Origin of the sequence: Levilactobacillus spicheri DSM 15429 (assembly GCF_001435095.1) — a bacterium.
Classification (GTDB): Bacteria; Bacillota; Bacilli; order Lactobacillales; family Lactobacillaceae; genus Levilactobacillus; species Levilactobacillus spicheri.
The window spans coordinates 1-20592 of sequence record NZ_AZFC01000036.1 but is presented as its reverse complement, the minus strand read 5'-3'; the positions used below and the strand labels follow the sequence as shown (position 1 = coordinate 20592).

Annotated in this window: 18 protein-coding genes; 15 read left to right on the top strand and 3 right to left on the bottom strand. The window is 56.9% G+C overall.

Going from position 1 to position 20592, the window contains the following annotated elements; genetic code table 11:
- Position 1: 1 nt before the first annotated feature.
- The 5 genes from smc (at position 2) to FD37_RS11615 (ending at position 10006) form a co-directional block, all read left to right on the top strand.
- Entirely contained in the window at positions 2 to 3556 is a 3555-nt protein-coding gene (gene smc, locus FD37_RS11635) for a chromosome segregation protein SMC (protein ID WP_056965404.1), read from the top strand.
- A complete protein-coding gene (gene ftsY / locus FD37_RS11630) occupies positions 3556 to 5031 on the top strand; it encodes a signal recognition particle-docking protein FtsY (RefSeq protein WP_056965403.1) in 1476 nt (491 codons plus the stop codon). Before smc ends, ftsY begins: the two co-directional genes overlap by 1 nt.
- A gap of 281 nt (positions 5032 to 5312) precedes the next feature.
- On the top strand, positions 5313 to 5654 hold the full coding sequence (locus FD37_RS11625) for a putative DNA-binding protein (RefSeq protein WP_056965402.1): 342 nt from the start codon (positions 5313 to 5315) through the stop codon (positions 5652 to 5654).
- Positions 5655 to 5673: 19 nt separating this feature from the next.
- Positions 5674 to 7122, top strand: coding sequence for a signal recognition particle protein (gene ffh / locus FD37_RS11620; RefSeq protein WP_056965401.1), 1449 nt, complete (start codon positions 5674 to 5676; stop codon positions 7120 to 7122).
- Between the two features lie 217 nt (positions 7123 to 7339).
- A complete protein-coding gene (locus FD37_RS11615; RefSeq protein WP_056965400.1) occupies positions 7340 to 10006 on the top strand; it encodes a cation-translocating P-type ATPase in 2667 nt (888 codons plus the stop codon).
- Positions 10007 to 10154: 148 nt separating this feature from the next.
- Here the strand turns inward: FD37_RS11615 and FD37_RS11610 are convergent, their stop codons facing one another.
- From FD37_RS11610 to FD37_RS11600, 3 genes are read right to left on the bottom strand one after another with little or no spacing between them, the layout of a single operon-like run.
- A complete protein-coding gene (locus tag FD37_RS11610) occupies positions 10155 to 10994 on the bottom strand; it encodes an AraC family transcriptional regulator (RefSeq protein ID WP_082605194.1) in 840 nt (279 codons plus the stop codon).
- Positions 10981 to 12066 carry a PTS sugar transporter subunit IIC gene (locus tag FD37_RS11605; protein WP_056965398.1) on the bottom strand — a complete coding sequence of 362 codons (1086 nt, stop codon included), beginning with the start codon at positions 12064 to 12066 and terminating at the stop codon, positions 10981 to 10983. The genes FD37_RS11610 and FD37_RS11605 overlap by 14 nt, the downstream gene beginning before the upstream one ends.
- A 2-nt stretch (positions 12067 to 12068) precedes the next feature.
- Positions 12069 to 12857 (bottom strand): alpha/beta hydrolase, encoded by a 789-nt coding sequence (locus FD37_RS11600; RefSeq protein ID WP_056965397.1) that lies wholly within the window; start codon positions 12855 to 12857, stop codon positions 12069 to 12071.
- A 452-nt stretch (positions 12858 to 13309) separates the two neighbouring features.
- Between FD37_RS11600 and FD37_RS11595 the strand changes: the two genes are divergently transcribed.
- The 10 genes from FD37_RS11595 (at position 13310) to FD37_RS11550 (ending at position 20156) form a co-directional block, all read left to right on the top strand.
- On the top strand, positions 13310 to 14488 hold the full coding sequence (locus tag FD37_RS11595; protein ID WP_045806685.1) for an ATP-binding protein: 1179 nt from the start codon (positions 13310 to 13312) through the stop codon (positions 14486 to 14488).
- A gap of 3 nt (positions 14489 to 14491) precedes the next feature.
- Entirely contained in the window at positions 14492 to 15847 is a 1356-nt protein-coding gene (locus FD37_RS11590) for a vWA domain-containing protein (protein WP_056965396.1), read from the top strand.
- The gene (locus FD37_RS11585; protein ID WP_056965395.1) at positions 15844 to 16140 is read left to right on the top strand and encodes a hypothetical protein; all 297 of its coding nucleotides are present in this window, start codon (positions 15844 to 15846) and stop codon (positions 16138 to 16140) included. The genes FD37_RS11590 and FD37_RS11585 overlap by 4 nt, the downstream gene beginning before the upstream one ends.
- A gap of 87 nt (positions 16141 to 16227) precedes the next feature.
- Positions 16228 to 16503, top strand: a complete 276-nt coding sequence (rpsP, locus tag FD37_RS11580; RefSeq protein ID WP_045806682.1) for a 30S ribosomal protein S16 — start codon at positions 16228 to 16230, stop codon at positions 16501 to 16503.
- A gap of 9 nt (positions 16504 to 16512) precedes the next feature.
- Positions 16513 to 16773 (top strand): KH domain-containing protein, encoded by a 261-nt coding sequence (locus FD37_RS11575; RefSeq protein WP_045806681.1) that lies wholly within the window; start codon positions 16513 to 16515, stop codon positions 16771 to 16773.
- An 89-nt stretch (positions 16774 to 16862) separates the two neighbouring features.
- Entirely contained in the window at positions 16863 to 17381 is a 519-nt protein-coding gene (gene rimM / locus FD37_RS11570) for a ribosome maturation factor RimM (RefSeq protein ID WP_045806680.1), read from the top strand.
- Positions 17381 to 18154, top strand: coding sequence for a tRNA (guanosine(37)-N1)-methyltransferase TrmD (gene trmD, locus FD37_RS11565; protein WP_056965394.1), 774 nt, complete (start codon positions 17381 to 17383; stop codon positions 18152 to 18154). Before rimM ends, trmD begins: the two co-directional genes overlap by 1 nt.
- A gap of 113 nt (positions 18155 to 18267) precedes the next feature.
- Positions 18268 to 18624, top strand: a complete 357-nt coding sequence (rplS, locus tag FD37_RS11560; protein ID WP_045806678.1) for a 50S ribosomal protein L19 — start codon at positions 18268 to 18270, stop codon at positions 18622 to 18624.
- 178 nt (positions 18625 to 18802) lie between these two features.
- On the top strand, positions 18803 to 19090 hold the full coding sequence (locus FD37_RS11555; protein WP_056965393.1) for a DUF302 domain-containing protein: 288 nt from the start codon (positions 18803 to 18805) through the stop codon (positions 19088 to 19090).
- Positions 19091 to 19502: 412 nt separating this feature from the next.
- Positions 19503 to 20156: a hypothetical protein gene (locus FD37_RS11550; protein WP_056965392.1), complete on the top strand. Its 654-nt coding sequence runs from the start codon at positions 19503 to 19505 to the stop codon at positions 20154 to 20156.
- The last annotated feature ends 436 nt before the right edge of the window (positions 20157 to 20592 follow it).

Sequence of the window (20592 nt, the reverse complement as noted above, 5' to 3'; positions counted from 1 at the left end):
GATGCGGTTAAAGACATTAGAGATTAGTGGGTTCAAATCCTTTGCGGATAAGACCCGCATCGACTTTTTGCCGGGAATGACTGGCATCGTCGGCCCCAACGGTAGCGGCAAGAGCAACATTGCGGAAGCCGTCCGTTGGGTATTAGGGGAGCAGTCCGCCAAGAGCCTGCGGGGCAGTAAGATGCCCGACGTGATCTTCGGTGGATCGACCGACCGGCACGCCCTGAACCGGGCGGCGGTGGCCATCACCCTGGACAACAGTGACCACTATTTAAAGAGTGCTTATACGGAAATTACCATTAGCCGGATCCTCTACCGGTCCGGTGAGAGTGAGTACCTGCTGAACGGCCAGAATTGCCGGTTAAAGGACATTACCGAGTTGTTAATGGACTCGGGGATGGGTCAGGACTCCTTCTCCATCATTTCCCAGGGCCGCGTCGAGGCCATCTTCAACAGTAAGCCGGAGGATCGGCGCAGCATCGTTGAAGAGGTCGCCGGGGTCTATAAGTACCGCAAGCACAAGGAGACCGCGCAGCGCGAACTCGACGGGACCATGGGGGACCTGCACCGGGTCGAAGACATCATTGCCGAACTGGAAGGGCGTCTCCAACCCCTCGAGGAGCAGAGCAACCTGGCGCAAGACTACCTGGACCAACAGAAGAAGTTTGCCGTGCTGGACCGGACTCAACTGGTGCGGCAACTCCACACCGAGCTGGACCAGAAGCAAACGATTGACCAGCGGGTCACGGCAAAGCAGCGGCTGGTCACCCGGTACCAGACGGCCCAACAGGACCAGCAACGGGTGGTCACGGAGCTGCAGACCCAGCAGACGCAATTACTGGCTCAAAAAGACGATCTGCAGGCCCAACTGGTGGCGGCAACGCAACGGGTGGAACAGTCCCAAGGACAGGTCAACCTGTCGGCCGAACAGCGGCGAAACCAGGAAAGCCAACGACAACAGCTGGATGACCAGGTCACCACGCTGACGAAGCAGCAACAGACTCTGACCGACCAGTTGACGGCGGGCCAGGCGTCCATCGCGGAGCTCGAAAAGCAGATCAAGGTCTGCCAGGCCGAGATCAAGGAGCTGCGGCAGGAGACGGCTGAGCAGCGGGTCACCGACCTGCGTGACCAGCTAGAACACCTGCGAACGGCCTATTTTGACCAGAAACAGGCCGTGGCCAACTGGCGAAACGAACGGCAGTACCTGCAACAAGACCAAGAACGCCAGCAACAACGCAGCCAGCGGTTGACGACGCAGCTGACGGACCTGCAACAAACGGCCCAAACGACCCAGCAACGGGTTACCGAGCTCAAAGCACAGGCCGAGCAACTCCAGACACAGCTGACCGCCGCCGAACAGGCTAACGACGCCGAGGCGGGCACGTATCAGGCGCACCAGTCCCAGTACCAACAGCTCCAACGTAACTGGCAGGCCGCTTTGGAAGTCTATCAACGGGCGCAGACCAAGGCCGCCAGTCAGCAAGCCGCGGCCGCGGCTTACGGGGGCTTTGGCCAGGGGGCCAAGGCCATCTTGCGTCAACGGGACCGGTTCAGCGGCCTGGTCGGCGCCGTTTCCGAACTGCTACAGGTGCCCCAACGCTACACCACCGCGATCGAATACGCGCTGGGGGGACAGCTGCAACAGGTCGTGGTGACCGACGAAGCGGCCGCCAAAGCCGCCGTAGCCTTCCTACGGGAGAACCATGCCGGACGGGCGACCTTCCTGCCGCTGACCACCGTTCGGGGCCGGCGTCTCGACGCCGCGACCCGCAATAGTCTGAACGGGTTCCCGGGTTTCCTGGGGGTCGGTAACGAGCTGGTCACCACCGAGGACCGGGCGCATGGCATCTTAGACCATCTGCTGGGCACCACGTTATTGGCCACGGACCTCGATGCGGCCGTGGTCATCAGCCAGCGGGTCCGGCGCCGCTACCGGGTGGTCAGCTTAGCTGGCGACCTGGTCAGTGCCAGTGGGGCCATCACCGGGGGGCAAAGCCGCCACGCGCGCAACAGTGTGTTGCGGCAACGGCAGGAGCTCCAGCAGCTTCAGGAGTCGCTGACCACCATGCACGCCCAATTACTGGACCAGGAGAAAAAGGTTCAGGCCCAGCGGGATGCCATGCAGGCCAGCGAACAGACCACCCAACGGTTACAAACCACGATCAATCAGTTGCAGCCTCAGTGTCGGCAGGCCAAGGATGACTTGGCCACCGCCCAGACTGCGGCGAAGCAGGCCGCCCGCCAACTCCAGGCGGCTCAGCTCGAGATCAAGCAGGCGGGGGTCAGTGATCAGACCGCCCAAGCGGCGAAGCTGACCGACCAGATCACCCAGGGCGAAGCCGCGATTGCCGACCAGGAGAAACAAGTCGCGCAATTGCAGAGCCAGATCAAGGTGGTCAGCACCCAGCAAGCCAGCCAGCGGGAGGTCTTGACCTCCAAACAGACTTGGCTGGCGGGTGCGAAGGAACGCCTGCAGCAACAACGAAAGAATCAGACCGCCCGTGAAGCCGCGCAGCATACGGCGGCCCATGACCTGCAACGGGTGCAAGCCCAGTTAGCGGCCCTGGCCAACGCGAAGGCGTTGACGCCGGCCGCCGCTCAACAGCAGTTGGCCACGGCCCAGTCTGACCGCCAGGCGGTTCAAGATCACCTGACCCAGGTGGACCAACAGCTCACGACGGTCAACGACCAGGCCGCGGCGGCGACCCAGGAGAGTGACCGGACGACGGGGCTGCTCCAGGTCGCCAACGATGACCTGAAGCAGGCCCAGGTCGACCAGACCCGCTTGACGGCGCTGATCGATCAGCAACAGACCCAACTGTCCGAGAAGTATCAGCTGAGCCTCGCGACGGCCGAACAGGACGTCAGTGACCTGCCGGACAACGAGTTAGCGATGCAGTTGAAGCTCTTGAAGCGGGGACTGGATGAGATCGGGTCGGTTAACTTAAACGCCATCGACGAGTACCAGGAGGTCCGCGACCGTTACCAGTTCTTGACCCAGCAACGAGACGACCTGTTGACGGCGAAGAACCAGCTGACCGCCACCATGGCCGAACTTGATGGCCAGGTCAGAGATCGGTTCCAACAAAGCTTTACGCAGATTGCCACGAAGTTTACGGCCACGTTTAAGCAGATGTTTGGCGGCGGCACGGCGAAGTTGGTGCTGACCGACCCGCACGACCTGCTGACCACGGGGATCGACATCATGGCGCAGCCACCCGGCAAGAAGTTTCAGAACATGGGCTTGCTGTCCGGGGGCGAACGGGCCTTGACGGCCATCACGTTACTGTTCGCCATTTTACAGGTCCAACCGGTGCCGTTCTGCATCCTCGATGAGGTGGAGGCCGCCCTGGACCCCGCGAACGTGACGCGCTTTGCCCGTTACATGCACCAATTCCAGGATCAAACACAGTTTATCGTGATCACTCACCGGAAGGAGACCATGGTTCAGGCCGATGTGCTCTACGGGGTCACGATGCAAGAGTCCGGGGTGTCCAAGATGGTCACCGTGGATCTTGACCAGCAAACCACTTCGGAAGGGAAGCCATCATAATGGGATTATTTGATATTTTTCGCCGACGTTCGAAGAAGTCGGCTCAGGAGACACCCACGAGCGAAAGCCTCACGACCAGCACCAGCCTGACCAGTGACGCCAGTGCGAGTGCCAGTGTCACGGCGAGTGAAAGTGCCGCCTCGAGCGTGTCCTTAACGACCAGTACCACCGCTACCCACAGCGCCGAGACCGCAACGCCCGCTGCGTCCGCCACCGCGGCGGCCACACAGCCAAGCACCCGTGAGGAAACGGCCTCCGTGAGCGCCGAACCAGCGGCGGTGGCGGAGACGTCCGCACAACCGGTTGCTTCGGTGGCCAGTGCGGCGCCCGCTTCGGTCACGCAGGCAGCGTCTCGTGAGACGGCTTCCGTCACCGCCGTTGCTAGCCAGGAGAGCCGTTCATCACTGACCTCGACGGCCTCGGTGAGCGTCGCTTCGATCTCAACGGCGAGCGCAGAAGCCAGCACGTCGGCGGTGACCAGTGAACCCGTGGAAGAGTCCGAAAGTGCCAGTGTGAAGACCGACGAGCAGCTCTACGACCAGGGACTTGAGAAGACCCGGCACACGTTTGGGGAACGCCTGAACGCCTTGCTGGCGAACTTCCGGCACGTCGATGAGGGCTTCTTCGATGATCTAGAAGAGACCCTGATTGGCGCCGATGTCGGTTTTGACATGGCCGTCAAGCTCAGCGATGAGCTACGCGACGAGGTCAAGCTGCAAAACGCCAAGCGGTCACAGGATGTTCAGAACGTCATCGTGGAAAAGATGGTCGAGATTTACGACCAGGCCGGTAATGACGAGGAAAGCACCGCGCTGAACATGGCACCAGAAGGCCCGACCGTGATCCTGTTCGTCGGGGTCAACGGTGTCGGCAAGACCACGACCATCGGGAAGATGGCCAACCGGTATCACCAGGCGGGCAAGAAGGTCCTGCTGGCCGCGGCCGACACGTTCCGGGCCGGGGCGACCGAACAACTGGACGTCTGGGCCAAGCGCGGCCACGTGGACATCGTCAAGGGGCAACCGCAATCGGACCCGGCGGCCGTGGTGTTTGACGCCGTTCAGAAGGCCAAGCGGGAGAACTACGACATCTTGTTCGTAGACACCGCCGGCCGGCTCCAGAACAAGGTCAACTTGATGAACGAGTTGGCGAAGATGAAGCGGATCATCACCCGGGAGATTCCGGCGGCGCCGCACGAGGTCTTACTGGTTTTGGATGCGACGACCGGACAGAATGCGTTGACCCAGGCCAAGCTCTTTAAGGAATCCACCGACGTGACGGGCATCGTGCTGACCAAGCTCGATGGGACCGCCCGTGGGGGGATCGTCCTGGCGATTCGTAACGAGCTGCACGTGCCCGTGAAGTTTATCGGGCTTGGCGAACAGATCGACGACTTACGGCCGTTCGATCCAAACGAGTTCGTGTACGGCCTGTTCAAGGGCTTGATCGACGTGTCGGCGCTGGAGAAAGCTTAAAATCAGGGCTACTGGGGCTCACCCGGTGCTTCCGGGCCCGACAAAAATTGGGCTGGAACGGGGTGGGCCCGGCCCAGCTGAGCGGAAGCAATTGGTAGTTGTCACTCGTTGAGGTATTCGTTCAATTAACAGAAGGGGTGCGTCCCATCAAGGATGCGCCCTTTTTTAATGGGCCGGCCGGCTACGCAACCACCGAATCTCCGGGAATGTGTGAAAAAAATTGACGCCACCGCGAAAAATCGGTACTCTAATAGAGTGTGACATGAAAGGGAGGGTCAAGTATGGAGCTTGAAAAAAATTATCGCATCAATTCCCTCTTTGCCTTTTATCAACCGTTATTGACGGCTAAGCAGAACAACTACATGCAGCTGTATTACGGGGACGATTACTCCCTGGGTGAGATCGCCGAGGAATTCAACGTCAGCCGGCAGGCCGTTTACGATAACCTGCGCCGGACCGAGAAAATCTTGGAGGCGTACGAAGCCAAGCTGCATCTCTATCAGGAATTTACCGCGCGCAACCAACAGGCTGACGAGATTCAGTCGTACGTCCGGGACCACTATCCCCACGACGCGACGTTGAACCGGCTGGTGGCGGGCTTAGAAAACTTAGAAGAACAATGAAAGTTAGGTGGCAAGTTTAATGGCGTTTGAAGGATTAACCGAACGACTACAGAACGCAATGCGGAAGCTGCGGGGGAAGGGCAAGGTCTCCGAAAGCGACTTACGGGCGACCATGCGCGAGATTCGCCTGGCCCTTTTGGAGGCCGACGTTAACTTTACCGTGGTCAAGGACTTTGTGAAGCAGGTCCGTGAACGGGCCATGGGCGCCGACGTCCTCGAAGGCCTGAATCCCGCCCAACAGATCGTTAAGATCGTTGACGAGGAACTGACCAAGACCATGGGGGAAGAAGCCGTTCCCCTGAACAAGTCCGCGAAGATTCCGACCATTATCATGATGGTTGGGCTCCAAGGGGCCGGGAAGACCACGACCGCTGGGAAACTGGCACTGCGGTTAAAGAATGAAGAAAAGGCCCGCCCCTTAATGATTGCGGCCGACGTTTACCGGCCCGCCGCGATCGACCAATTGGTCCAGGTGGCAGCCGGTATCGACGTGCCCGTCTTCCAGCTGGGGACCGACGTGGATCCCGTGGAGATTGTCCGCCAAGGGTTAGCGCAGGCGGCCGAGAACCATAACGACTACGTGATCATCGATACCGCCGGGCGGTTACAGATCGACGAACAGCTGATGGATGAGCTGGCCAACATCAAGGCCCTGGCGCACCCGGACGAAATCCTGTTGACGGTCGATGCTATGACCGGGCAAAACGCCGTGGCGACGGCCCAAGGGTTTGACGACAAGCTCGACGTGACCGGGGTCGTTCTGACCAAGTTAGACGGGGATACCCGTGGCGGGGCCGCGCTGTCCATTCGGGCCGTGACTGGCAAGCCGATCAAGTTCATCGGGCAAGGGGAAAAGATGACCCAACTGGACGTCTTCCACCCCGACCGGATGGCGTCCCGAATCCTGGGAATGGGCGACATGCTGTCGCTGATCGAAAAGACCCAGCAGGAGTATGACGCGAAGCAGGCCCAGGAACTGACCGAAAAGATTCAGGAAAACTCCTTTGACTTTAACGACTTCATCGACCAGATCGACCAGATCCAGAAGATGGGGCCGATGGAAGACCTGATGAAGATGATTCCGGGGATGGCCAACAATCCGGCCATGAAGAACGTCCAGGTCGATCCTAAGGATATGGGCCACCTGAAGGCCGTTGTTTACTCGATGACGCCGGAAGAGCGGACCAATCCCGATATCCTGAACCCGTCGCGGCGCCGGCGGATCGCTGCGGGGGCCGGCCGACCGATTCACGAGGTCAACCGGATGATCAAGCAGTTCAATCAAATGAAAAAGATGATGAACCAGATGTCCAAGGGCAACATGTCCGGGATGGAACAGATGATGGGCCAGACCGGGATGGGCGGTGGCCTGGGTGGCCGGATGCAGAAGATGGCCATGAACCGGATGTCGCGTCAAATGAAGAAGAATAAGCGGAAGCGGCTGAAAAACAAGCGCCGCAAGAAGTAATTTCGATAGACTTTTCAGAAAAATTCCGGTATACTCACCTTACAATCATAAGGGAGTAACTGGCAGCTAAAAACTGCGACAATATCGTCAGCAAGAAGACGTTCCGGTATTGTCTTAAATAGTGAGACTTATGTGTGTTCACAGGTTGTGTACGCGCGTAGGTCTCATTTTCTTTTCCGGAAAATGAGGCCCACGCCACACTATTTAGGAGGAAATTATGACCAAACGACTTGCTTATCAACGCTCCGTCGACCAGACCTACCAGGCATTTGACACGACCGCGCAGGGACTTTCCGCGGCCGTGGCGACCCAGCGGCTCGACCAACACGGGCGCAACGCACTGAATCAACAGAAGAAAACGTCGCTGTTACAACGGTTCATCAGTCAATTCAAGGACTTCATGATCATCGTCTTACTGGTCGCCGCGCTGGTCGCGGGGCTGACGGGCGAGGTGGTCGATGCCGTGATCATCTTGTTGGTGGTCCTGTTGAACGCCGTATTTGGCGTCTTCCAGGAGGCCAAGGCCGAGGAAGCCATCAACGCCTTGAAGGAGATGGCCGCGCCCAACGCCACGGTTCGGCGGGACGGACAGGTCATGACCGTTAAGAGCGATGAACTGGTCGTGGGGGACGTGGTCCTCTTGGAAGCCGGTGACGTGGTGCCGGCCGACCTGCGACTGGTCGAGGTGGCCGGGCTAAAAGTGGAAGAGTCCGCCCTGACCGGGGAATCGATTCCGGTCGAGAAGACCAGCGAAACGCTGGCCACGGCCGACCTGGGCATTGGGGACCGGACCAACCTGGCCTTCATGAACAGTAATGTCACCTACGGCCGGGCCGTTGGGGTGGTCGTGGCGACCGGGATGCAGACGGAGGTGGGCCGCATCGCTGGGATGCTTGAAGCCGCCGACGAGACGACCACGCCGCTGCAGGCCAACCTGACCCAACTGGGGAAGGCCCTGACCATCTTGATCCTGATCATCGCCGCCATCGTCTTTGGCCTGGGCCTCTGGCGGGGCACGGCCAACGTCATCGACATGCTGTTGACGGCGATCTCGCTGGCCGTGGCCGCGATTCCGGAAGGCTTACCGGCCATCGTGACCATCACCTTAGCCCTGGGGACCCAACGGATGGCCAAGCGCCACGCCCTGGTGCGGAAGCTGCCCGCCGTGGAAACGCTGGGAAGTACCGACATTATCGCCTCGGATAAGACCGGGACGCTGACCCAAAACAAGATGACCGTAGAACAGGTTTACCAAAACGGTCAGTTGTCACCCGCCGGGGAGCCGGCAATGGCGCCCGATGACCCGTTAGCGCGGGTGATGATCCTCAGTAACGACACGCAACGGCTAGCGGACGGGACGTTGGCCGGCGACCCCACGGAAACGGCGCTGGTCCAGTATCAGCTGGACCGGGATTTCCCGGTCGACCAGACGCTGAGCGACCTGCCGCGAGTCGCGGAGATCCCGTTTGATTCCGAACGTAAACTGATGACCACGATTCACCCCTTGGCGGACGGCCGTTACCTGGTCGCCGTGAAGGGCGCCCCCGACGAACTGCTCAAGCGCGTTACGCAGGTTGATCTGGCGGGCCAGGTCACGCCCCTGACGGCGACGGCCCGCCAACACGTGCTGGACGTGAACCACCAGTTAGCCACCCAGGCGATTCGGGTGCTGGCCTTCGCCTACCGCATCGTGGCCACGGTGCCGGACCAGCCGACGACCGAGAATACCGAACAGGCGCTGACCTTTGCCGGGTTGGTCGGGATGATCGACCCCGAACGGCCGGAGGTGGCTCAGGCCGTGGCTGAAGCCCAAGAAGCCGGCATTCGGCCCATCATGATCACGGGGGACCACCGGGATACCGCGGCCGCCATCGCGACGCGGCTGGGCATCATCGACGCCGGGGAGACCCAGGCCGTATTGACCGGCGCCGAGCTGGACGCCATGGACGACCGGACCTTCCAACGGCAGGTCACCCAGTACGCGGTCTACGCCCGGGTCGCACCGGAGCATAAGGTCCGTATCGTGAACGCGTGGCAGAAGCAGGGGAAGGTCGTCGCCATGACCGGGGACGGGGTCAACGATGCTCCCGCCCTGAAGGCCGCCGATATCGGTATTGGCATGGGGATCACCGGGACCGAGGTCGCCAAGGGGGCCAGTGACATGGTCCTGGCCGACGATAACTTCGCCACCATCGTGGTCGCCGTGGAAGAGGGACGGAAGGTCTTTGCCAACATTCAAAAGGCCATCCAGTACCTGCTGTCCGCGAACCTGGGGGAAGTCTTGACGCTGTTCATGATGACCATGCTGGGGTGGCAGATCCTGGCACCGGTCCACATCCTGTGGATCAACCTGGTGACCGACACGCTGCCGGCCATCGCGCTGGGAATCGAGCCGCTCGAGCAGAACCTGATGAAACGCCCACCACGGGGCCGCCAGTCGAACTTCTTCTCCGGCGGGGTCCTGGGCGGCATCATCTACCAGGGGCTCTTGGAGGGCCTGCTGACGCTGGGTGTGTACTGGTTTGCGATTACCTACCCGGTTCACGCGTCCGCCAGCTTGGCGCACGCCGATGCCTTGACCATGGCCTTTGCCACGTTAGGGATCATCCAACTGTTCCACGCGTTCAACTCCAAGTCGATTCACGGATCGCTGTTCAAGATCGGCATCTGGCGCAATAAGTTCTTTAATTGGGCGATCCTGATTGCCTTCCTCTTATTGGCCGTGACAATCTTGGTACCGGGCTTGAACGGTCTGTTCCACGTGACGCACCTGGACGCTTACCAGTGGGGAATCGTCGCGTTGGCCGGCATCTTGATGGTGGTCATCGTGGAAATCGTCAAGTTCTTCCAACGCCGGGTCTTATCACGAGTGAACACCCGTTAAGGGGAGCCTTGCGACCAGCCAGATACTTTGAGTTAACGACCGTGGCGGGGCTGAGGCCTCCCGCGGATTCTATAAAAAAACAGGCAGAAAATTCTCGAAATTTTGAGAATTTTCTGCCTGCTTTTTCGTGAGCCAAATCACGGGACAATCAACTGGTAGGACGCAGCGCGCGTTCCTGTCGACGATAACGGGTCGGGGACAGGCCGTAGAGCTTTTCAAAGGCGGCAATCAGCCGTTGGGCGCTCCCAAAACCATTGGCCAGCGCGATATCGATGATCTTCATCGAGGTTTGACTCAGTTGTTTTTGCGCCATTTCAACGCGGAGATTGAGGAGATACTCGCGGAAGGACTGCCCCGTCTCCCGGTGAAACAGGCGACTGAAATAGGTGAGCGTCAGATGGTAACGGTCGGCGTATCGCCGCATGCTGACCGGAAACTGGTAAGCCGTGTCCAAGCTGGTCAGGGTCGCTTGAATCCGGTAATCACACTGCGTGGTTGGCTGAATGGGGCGGGGAACGACCGCTTGCGTGGTGAGGAGGTACAGAATGTAATCGATTTGCTCCCCAATCAAGAGTTGATAGCCGTTGGGGCGCTGCCGGTACCACTCGCCAATTTGCGCCAAGCAAGTTTTGAGCCTGGCGGCCGTCGCCGAACGTCCCTGGAGGTCAAAGGCTAAATCATCATAATCCGGGAGCGCCTGTTTGATGAAATCATAAGAGATGAGCAAGGTGATGGCCTGAATGCGGGCGGTGTTGGGCGTCATCGCGTGTAACGTCGCCGTATTGATCACCAGGACGGCCGGAGCGGTCAGCGTGGTGGTCTGGCCAGCGACCGTCACGTCTAAGCTGCCAGCCGTCAGGAGATCTAGTTCGAGGCTACGGTGCCAATGCAGGGGAATCGTGCGGGCCTGACCGGTCAAATTCTGCAGGAGCAACATGGCGGGGAACCGGGCGTTGAGGCGCACCCGCTCGTAATTAGGCACTGACATGGGACACCGGCTGAATCGCCAGACTGTTGAAGGCGAGGCTGAGGAAAAAGGCGACCGGGGCCCCGATCAGGATTCCCAAGTAACCGGGTTGGCCAATGTAGGCCGGAATCGTCACGATGCTGGGAATGATGAATGCGGTGACTTTGGTTTGAAAGGCGCCCACGATCAGGCCACCAATGGCCGCCGCTAACATGCTGCCCGCAAACTGCCGCCGATGGTTCAGACCCACGCCGAAGACCGCGGGTTCGCCGACACCCAGTAACGCCGTCACGATTCCCGAAAGGGCCGCCGCACGGGTCTTACTGCCAGGCTGGGCCTGCAAGTAGACGGCTAACGACATCCCAGCCAATGAAAAAAGACATATTCCAAGTGAAATCAAAATCGTGTCATCCCCCTTAACGGCAATATTGTTGATGACCACTGGCGCTAACGCGGTACTGATTTCGACCATGATAAAGGCCGGAAACAGTCCGGAAAGGATCGCCATGGCGATAATGGGGCTAATGGCCATCGTATTGTTGTACCCCAGCGTAACGCCTTTCGCCAACAGGTTGCCGATGGGACCCAGTAGAAACAGCGTCACTGGCAAGACAATTAATAAACTCAATAGGGGGACGAACATTGACTGGATCACTTCTGGGAGGTAGCGCTTCAGGGCGCTTTCGACAAAGTGGAGCAAAATGACCGCAAAGATGATGGGCAGAACCGTTGAGTCGTAACGGGTGTTGGGCAGCGTGACCCCAAATAAGGTGGCCTGGTGGGTCAACAATGTGGTGAGTTGCGGTTGCACCAGAAAGGCCGCGATGAGCACGGCGGTGAACGGGTTCGTCCTGAGCACCTGGGCACTCGTAAAGGCTAAGAAGATGGGCAGGAAACTGAAGAACACGTTTGACAGCAGCCACAACACCTGGTAGGTACTGTTACTGGGGGCTAACCAGTGCAGCGTGGTACAGATGGTCAGGGCCCCCTTTAAGAGGCCCACGGCGCAAAGGACGTTCACGACCGGGCCAAAAATGGCCGCGATAAACTGAATGCCCTTTTCAAATAACGGATGCTTGGTAGCGACGTCCATAATCATTGCTCCCTTTCGTGAAAAACTTTAAGAACTCGCTGAATGGCACTGTCCCAGAAACGCCAGTCGTGCGCACCGGGCCATTCGGCGTAATGGACTGGCAAATGGTGGGCCAACATGAGCCGTTTGAACGCCTGATTATCGTCGTACATGAAGTCCTGTTGCCCCTCGTATTGTAAGAGGAGGGGTAAGTGGTCGGCCCGGACACAGGGCTGGTCGGTGATCAGGGTGGCCACGCCGTATTGCGCGTCTTGGGGATCAGCGGTGCCAAAAACGTTGCGATAGATTTGGCTAAACATTCCGCGCATGTCGGCGGGGGCTTCGACCTTCAGGTGTTCCAGGGAACACACGCTAGAAATGCCGGCGATGCCCCGATACTTATCCGGTTCGCTTAACCCTAGTAACCAGGCCCCGTAACCCCCCATCGAGATGCCGGCAATATATTGGTGGGTGGGATCAATGGGCAACCAACTGGCCATGCGGTAGGGGAGTTCCTCTTGAAAGTAATCGTACCAGCGGGGACCATCAACGGCATTGCGGTAAAAACTTTGTTCGGCCGTGGGCATGACCACAATAAAGTGGGCAGCGCTGGCGTAGCGCTCCACGTTGGTGAGGCGCGTCCAACCGCTGGCGTTATCACCGACGCCGTGTAAGAGATAAAGCACCGGATAGCGCCGGGGGTGTGCGGCCAAAGAAAAGCGCATCAACGTCTTCTCGTCGGGGATGGCGACGCGCACGTCGGTGTCCCGGCCTAAAATATTTGAATAATAATTTAAAGTCATTAAAGCCATAAAACCTTGCCTCTTTCTCATTGTAACCGTTTCCATTTATCAAACCCCAGTATAATCGGGACTGGCAACGGGACTTCACGCCAGTTGCCGTAATCATGGTCGCGAGTTAACTTTAGCCCGTTAAGGCGCAGGAAGCGGGTCGCTTTGGCGGGTGGGAGCGTTATTTGAGAGAAAGGCTGGTCAGTTATCGATCTTTGGGCGCCCTTTCTTGGCGTCGAGTATAGTAAAATGGATGGAGATAACTTTAATTTCCCGGTCTTTTGACGTTCTGTGAGCGGGCGGACCTGCGATGACTAACCCGATTAGCGGCCAGCGCCATCAGACGCCGTAAGCTGGGAGAGCAACTGATACAGGTTGAAAAGCGGAGGATGGCGGGGTGCTTGAGGGGAATCCCGGCTAACCAACACAAGGTCTTTTAATTTGAAACAAATTGACGAAAGGAGTCGGATAAGGTGGCTTTAACCTACCAACAATGTTTACAAGCGGTGCAGGTGGTCCTGGCGAGCGGCAGCGTGCCCACCCTCGTGGGGGAAGCCGGCATCGGCAAGTCCGCGCTGGTGGCCGATGTGGCCCAGCAGCGCCACGCCAAGCTCTTCACCACGGTGGTCAGCCTGGTGGAAAAGGGGGACCTGGTGATCCCCGTGCCGCCACTGACCAGCGACTCGTTTATCCAAACGGCCCACTACGGACGCTTGGCCGACGTACAATTCGGCTATTCGCACACCCTGGTGAGTCTGATCCAGTACGCCGAGGCCCATCCCGACCAGGAGATCATCTGGTTTCTCGACGAGTTCAACCGGGGGACCCAGGCGGTGCAGAGCGAGCTGATGAACCTGGTCTTACAGCGGCAGATCAATAGCCTTATCTTGCCACAACAGGTCCACTTGATCTTAGCGGAAAACCCGGACGCCACCATGCAGGGGTTTGCCAGTAGCCACTACGGCGTGACGCCCGGGGATGCGGCCATCGCCGACCGGACCACCCGCCTGGTCCTGCAGGCCGACTCGCCGACCTGGTTGGCCTGGGCCCAAGCGCCGGTCAATGGGCAAGCACGGATCAGTTCGCTGGTGACCGACTACCTGACGGAAAACCCCGGGGACCTGTTCACGGCCCCAACGAGCGACCAGGAAGACGCCGACCTGCAGCCGACGCCGCGGGCCTGGGCGCGGGTCTCACGGTTATTGCGCGAACTCGAGCACCAAGACCTGCTCGGTACGACCGCCGTGGTCCGCGAGCTGCTGGTGGGAAACCTGGGGGCCACGGTCGGGACGGCCTTTGCCGGTTACGTGCAGACCAAGCGGCCCACGCTGACCGTGCCGCAACTCTACACGCAAGACGCGGCGGTGACGACCTTTCAAACGTTGAACCCGGCCCAGCAGCAACGCCTGCTGACCCAGTGCCTCCAAGCCGTTGACACCTGGCCGCTGACCCGTGCGGCCAACGCCGAACGGTTTACCCAGCTGCTGACGCTGTGCGCGCCGGACGGCCAGTTCGCGGTGGCCCGGACCCTGGCCCAGCAACCGGGGCTCTTGGAGGCTTTGTACCAGCAGGTCCAGACCACGCCGGCCGTGAGTCAGCTTTACGCGGACTTGACCCAGATCGGTCAACGCGGCAGTCAAATCGAGGTGTAGGCGATGTTGAGTCTTTCGACGCGATTAAGCCGGCTAACGACCCTGCCGGCCGACCAGCAGGCCCCAGCGACGCGGGAGCTCCTGCAAGCCAGCGTGATGTACCTGCTCCAACACGACCCGTTTTACGGCCGGGTGCTCAGTCAGCTGGCCACGACCTTACAGGCCCGTCCCACGCCGCTGGGTTTGCGGGCCCGCCCCACGGATTGGCAATTGGTGGTCAGTCCCGGGGCGCTGGCGCAAACGGCCTGGACGGGCGCCCAGTGGTTGGCGATGTTACGCCACGTGGTATTGCACTTGGTCTGGGATCACCCGGACCGTTACGCCGCGGCGTTACGATCGCCCCAGCAGGCGCCGCTGGTGCGGTGGGCCACCGACGCGGCGGTCAACGACTACCTCGACGATCTGCCGGCCGGGGCCGTGACCAGCCGCACGTTACACACGTTACTGGATCAACCGGTAGCGGCGAAACAGGATTCGGCCGTCTATTGGCAGCTATTGCGCCAGTGGCAGGCCCAGCAGGCGGACGGAGCAGCGACCACCCCCCACGCGGTGCCCAACCAACACACGGGGAAGCGGCCGACAGAACAACTGGCCACGGCGACACCGCTGCCCGGTCAACGCGACGGTCACCGGGGCTGGACAACCGGCCAACGACAGGATCAAGCCGCCAGGGACCAGTGGCGTCAGCAAGTGTTGACCACCACAGCCGAAACGCTCAGCGCCAAGCAACGCGGCACCTTACCGGGCAAGGTCCAGGCGGCCTTGACCCCGACGCCGCCGACCCACCCGTTGAACTGGCAGGGGCTGCTCCAGCGTCAATTAGGCCAGGTGCCGGCGGGACGGCAACCGGCGTACGGGCGGTTCAACCGCCGGCAACCGCAACGCATGGAGTTGCCGGGTCAAACGGTGCAGACCTGGCAGACCATCCGCATCTTCGTGGACGAGTCGGGCTCGATGGGCAACCAGGAGATCGCCTACCTGCTGGGCCAATTGACGCGGTTACTGGCGATCTATCCGGCCAGCATCCGGGTCTACCCGTTCGACACCGTGGTTCACGAGCGCCAGAGCTTCACTCTGACCGGACGGCTGCCCGACCTGCAGCGCGTTGGTGGGGGCGGGACGCGGTTTCAGGCGGTCTTTGACGCGTTGCCCCGGTTGATGGCCGGCCAACCAGGGCAACTGGCGATTCTGTTGACCGACGGCTACGGGGAAGAGCGGGTGACCTGTCCGCTGGCCCTCGACGTCATCTGGTTACTGACCAGTCCCGTGGCGCAATTTTCGGTGCAGCCCGCGCCCGGCCGGGTGATCAGCCTGGCCGAAGACCCACAACTTCAAGTGATCAGGGGGAATCTGACATGAAGACAGTTTTAACGGCCGACGAACTTCGCGCGGTCCTCTTACAAACGCCGGCGTACCGTAACGCCCTGGCGATTTTAAACGACGAGTGGGGGAGCCACGCCCAGGAGAACCCGCTGTACCAGGCGCCGATGAGCATCGCCGATCTCCGGTTCGTGGCGCATTTGCAGGCGGTGGGGTTTCACGCGCCGGTCTTAGACTTCACGGATTATCGCGCGGTCTCCGAGTGGATCAGCACCCACCAAGCGGCGCTGACCCCCGATGTGATCGCCTGGTTACGCCGTCCGTTCGATTAATTTTAAGGTGTAAAGAAAAAACTCTTTACATCATATCTAGAAACTGGTATATTATTACACGTTGAAAGAAATACAGGAGGTGTCTACATGTCAGTAAAGATTCGTCTGAAGCGGATGGGTTCTAAGAAGCGCCCATTCTACCGAATCGTGGTTGCCGATTCACGGAGCCCACGGGATGGCCGGTTTATCGAAAACGTTGGGACTTACAACCCAGTGACGACTCCAGCCCAAGTTAAGTTAAACGAAGAATCGATCATGAACTGGTTGAACAATGGTGCTCAACCTTCAGATACGGTTAAGAACTTACTCTCGAACGCCGGAATCATGAAGCAATACCACGAAGCTAAGTACACTAAAAAGTAGTGATTAGCCATGACCGATTTTAAGGCATTAATTCTTGCAATTGTCAGCCCGCTCGTCGAACATCCGGACGATTTAGCCGTCTCCATGACGGAGACTGACCGATTCTATGAGTATCGGTTGGCCGTTCACCCGGACGACGTTGGTCGGGTCATCGGTAAGCAAGGCCGTGTTGCACAAGCTATTCGGACAATCGTCTATAGCGTGCGCGTACAGGGAAATAAACGGGTGCGGCTCATCATTGATGACCACCCGGCAAAGACTCTCGAGTGAAGCGGCGACGTTTCCTCGAGTTTTTTTGTTTTAACCACGTTCTTGAAGAGCAACCTAAAAATAACGTTCAATATGAAAAGGAGCACAGCATGGCATACTATACGGTGGGAACTATTGTCAATACACACGGGATTCGTGGAGAAGTCCGGGTCGTCGCAACGACCGACTTTCCGACCAAGCGGTTTGCGGTGGGCGCGACCCTCTATGCCTTTTTACCCCATCAGACGACGCCCGTGACCCTGAAGGTGGGCACGGTCCGCAAGCACAAGAGCTTTTACCTCCTGAGCTTTCCCGACCGGCCGTCGATCAACGACGTCGAGGGGCTCAAGACCGCCACGCTGAAGATCGCCGATGACCAACTCGATCAAAGCGACCTGCAGCCGGGGGAATACTATTACCATCAAATCGTTGGCCTGGACGTCGTGACCGTGGACGGGGAACCGCTGGGTCAGATCAAGGAGATCCTGTCACCGGGTGCCAACGACGTCTGGGTCGTGGCCCGGCCGGGGAAGTCCGACCTGTTATTGCCGAAAATCGACCAGGTCATTAAGCAGGTCGACCTGGCGCACCACCAGGTCATCGTGGAATTAATGGAGGGACTCGACTAATGCGGATTGATGTTTTAAGTTTGTTTCCCGATATGTTCAGTGGGCCGATGCACGATTCCATCGTGGGGAAGGCCATCGAAAACGGGCATCTGACCATGCCGGTCACGAACTTTCGGGATTACTCGACGAATAAGCACGGCAACGTCGACGATTACCCCTTTGGGGGCGGAGCGGGGATGTTGTTGCAGCCCCAACCGATCTTTGACGCGCTCGCCGCGACCCAGGAGCAGGCGGCGGCCGAGGGTCTCCCCAAGGGGCGGGTCATTTTGACCGATCCGGCCGGCGTGACCTTCGACCAGCACGTGGCCGAGACGTTCGCCCACGAGGAGCACCTGACGTTTCTGTGTGGCCACTATGAGGGCTACGACGAACGGATTCGTCACCTGGTGACCGACGAGGTGTCGCTGGGCGACTTCGTGCTGACCGGGGGCGAACTGCCGACCATGGTGATGATCGACGCCACGGTGCGCTTACTGCCCGGGGTCTTGGGCAACGCCGAATCGGCCCCTGGGGATTCGTTCTCAACGGGGCTGCTGGAGTACCCGCAATACACGCGGCCGGCCGAGTTCCGGGGGATGACCGTGCCCGATGTTTTGATCAGCGGTAACCACCAGAAGATCGACGAGTGGCGGCAAAAGGAGGCCCTGCGCCGGACCTACCTGCGCCGGCCGGACCTGATCGACCATCAACAGCTCACGACGCAACAGAAGCACCTGCTGGCGGACGTGCGGATCGAAGAAGAGGAACGCCGTGACCAGCAGTCAAGAAAATAACCTTTACAGAGGTTAGCCGGTATGTTACACTTATTTTTGGCTGTTTAGCCACTAAAAACAACATTCCGCTGTCGAAACTGAGAATGAATGCTGGCGAAAGGAAAGAATACAATATGCGCCAAAATCAATTAATTGCCAAGATCAACCAAGCTCAATTACGTGACGACTTACCAGACTTCCGTGCTGGGGATACTGTTCGGGTTCACGCCCGGATCGTTGAAGGGACTCGCGAACGGATCCAATTGTTCGAGGGTGTCGTTATCAAGCGTAAGGGTGCCGGTGTGCAAGCAACTTACACGGTACGTAAGATCAGTAACGGTGTCGGTGTGGAACGGATCTTCCCATTACACTCCCCACGAGTTGCTAAGATCGACGTTATCCGCCAAGGTCGGGTACGTCGGGCTAAGCTCTACTACTTGCGTGACCGGAATGGTAAGGCTGCTCGGATTCCAGAACGCCGTCGCAACTAGTCATAACCATCATAAAAAACACCAATCCCGCGGGATTGGTGTTTTTTGCATGACGAATATGTAAGTACCAGAAGCAATTGTTTTTGAGACAAACTACAATTCCATTTAATTGGTAATACAGTGAGTGCCAGGTGAGTTAACTAATATATAATAGATCTTCATGAAAGAGGTTCTAATAATGAGTGAAGTAGGCTTTCATGATGGCTTCCCAAAAGAATTGGATGATGGTTATTTGAAGTTGCCTCCTCGAATTAGAAAAGCAATTGAGGAAGCAATTCCCAAGGGTACTAAATCCTTTGATGAAGCTTATGCTAGAATTACCGAAGAATTAGAAAAAGAGAATGGCCCAATTCTAACTGACGTAATTGATAAGAAAAAATTAGCAGAAATTGGTAAGAAGAATCAAAAGAAGCACAATGCTTTCGTTCGATTTTTCAATCATCTAACGCTAAAAGACCTGAATTAGACACACAAAGGACTTGGCACTTTCCCTACTGGGGGATGCTAAGCCTTTTTTATGCGAATGGTTAAATGGTCCTGGATTAACGTTTCAACTAATTTATAAAATTAAATTTTCAATTTTGAAAAAATGTTTTGCGTTAAGACCTTTTATTAAGCAAAAAATATTTCAACACTATAATTCCTATTTGTGTAGATGAAATGAATTCTTTTCTACATTTGCCTAGAAACGAACCAGCCTTTGAAAGGATTATACGTCGTAAATTATATATACCAAAACATTCCTTATACTTATTGAATACTAAACAATACTATTTACGGTCAGGCTTGACCTGGTAAAAGATAAGGAATATTGTACATTTATTAACGAATTAAAGCCAATACGTATTGGAAAACTATTACATCAAGGATTCTAAATAATGAAAAAACTACTTAAGGGAACATCCGTTATTCTAGCGACTGCTATGGCAGGGGCAGTACTTATTGAATCTGGTGTGGCTACTACAGTTGCACATGCGGATTCTACAGAAAATGTTTCAAATTCAGGCTCACAGGTAAAATCCTATCCGAAATTTGTTTCTCAAGATAAAGCGGACGAGATTATTAATGATTACTTGTCTACAGCAAATGATCAACAATTAGAGGCTATCCAACAAAAAGTAGCATCCTCCGTTAGAACGACAGTTAACGGTGATGAGACGACCGTAAGTATTGATGATGATGTTGCCCAAACTGCTATCATGAGTGTAATTGCACCGAATACCAGCGTTTTCCAGGAGAGAGCAAAATCGGGAACAACCAAGTTGGTATGGCATGGTGCGGCTAAAAAAGGAAACGTTGACGTTTACATTAGCGCTTGGATGCTCAATGAAGCAAAACAGCAGGGATTTAATGTATTGGCTCAAATCTGTTTGTTACCCTTAGGTGCCATTGGCGGAACAATTGGAAGATTGGTACAACAGGGATTAAAAAGTGTTTTAGGTCATGTATTTACAGGTGTTCAGAAGAAGTTTAAGTACGGTCGTATTTTTCATTTTAGAGGTGGGAAATATAAATCATGGTCGTATCAATAAGATACATTTTCTTTTTGTTAGCTAGTGGCATAGTGTCAGCTGGGGCAACCTTCTTTCTTGACATGAAAGCTCCTATTAAAATATTACTATTTCTGATCTTTTTAGTTACGAACTTTATTTCGCTTAGAGATCTTTCAAAAATAGAGGATCTTAGAAAAGCAATAATTAATGACAGTCACAAAAAATCTCAAAACTGGGAAGGAATACTCGCTGGTGTCGTTTTAATAGTATGGACTTTCCAGTTGCCCAGAAGTCTAACACTGATTGAAAGTATTATCTGGATTTCTACAAATGCCATTTGTGGTGTTTGTGTACTATATATAGTTTTTAAAATCGTCCGTTCATTCTTGCCTAATAAGTAACATTTACCGATTTGTATTAGGCAGATTGTAAAATTTAAGTTGAACATTTAAGTGGACAGAAAAAACCATCAAGG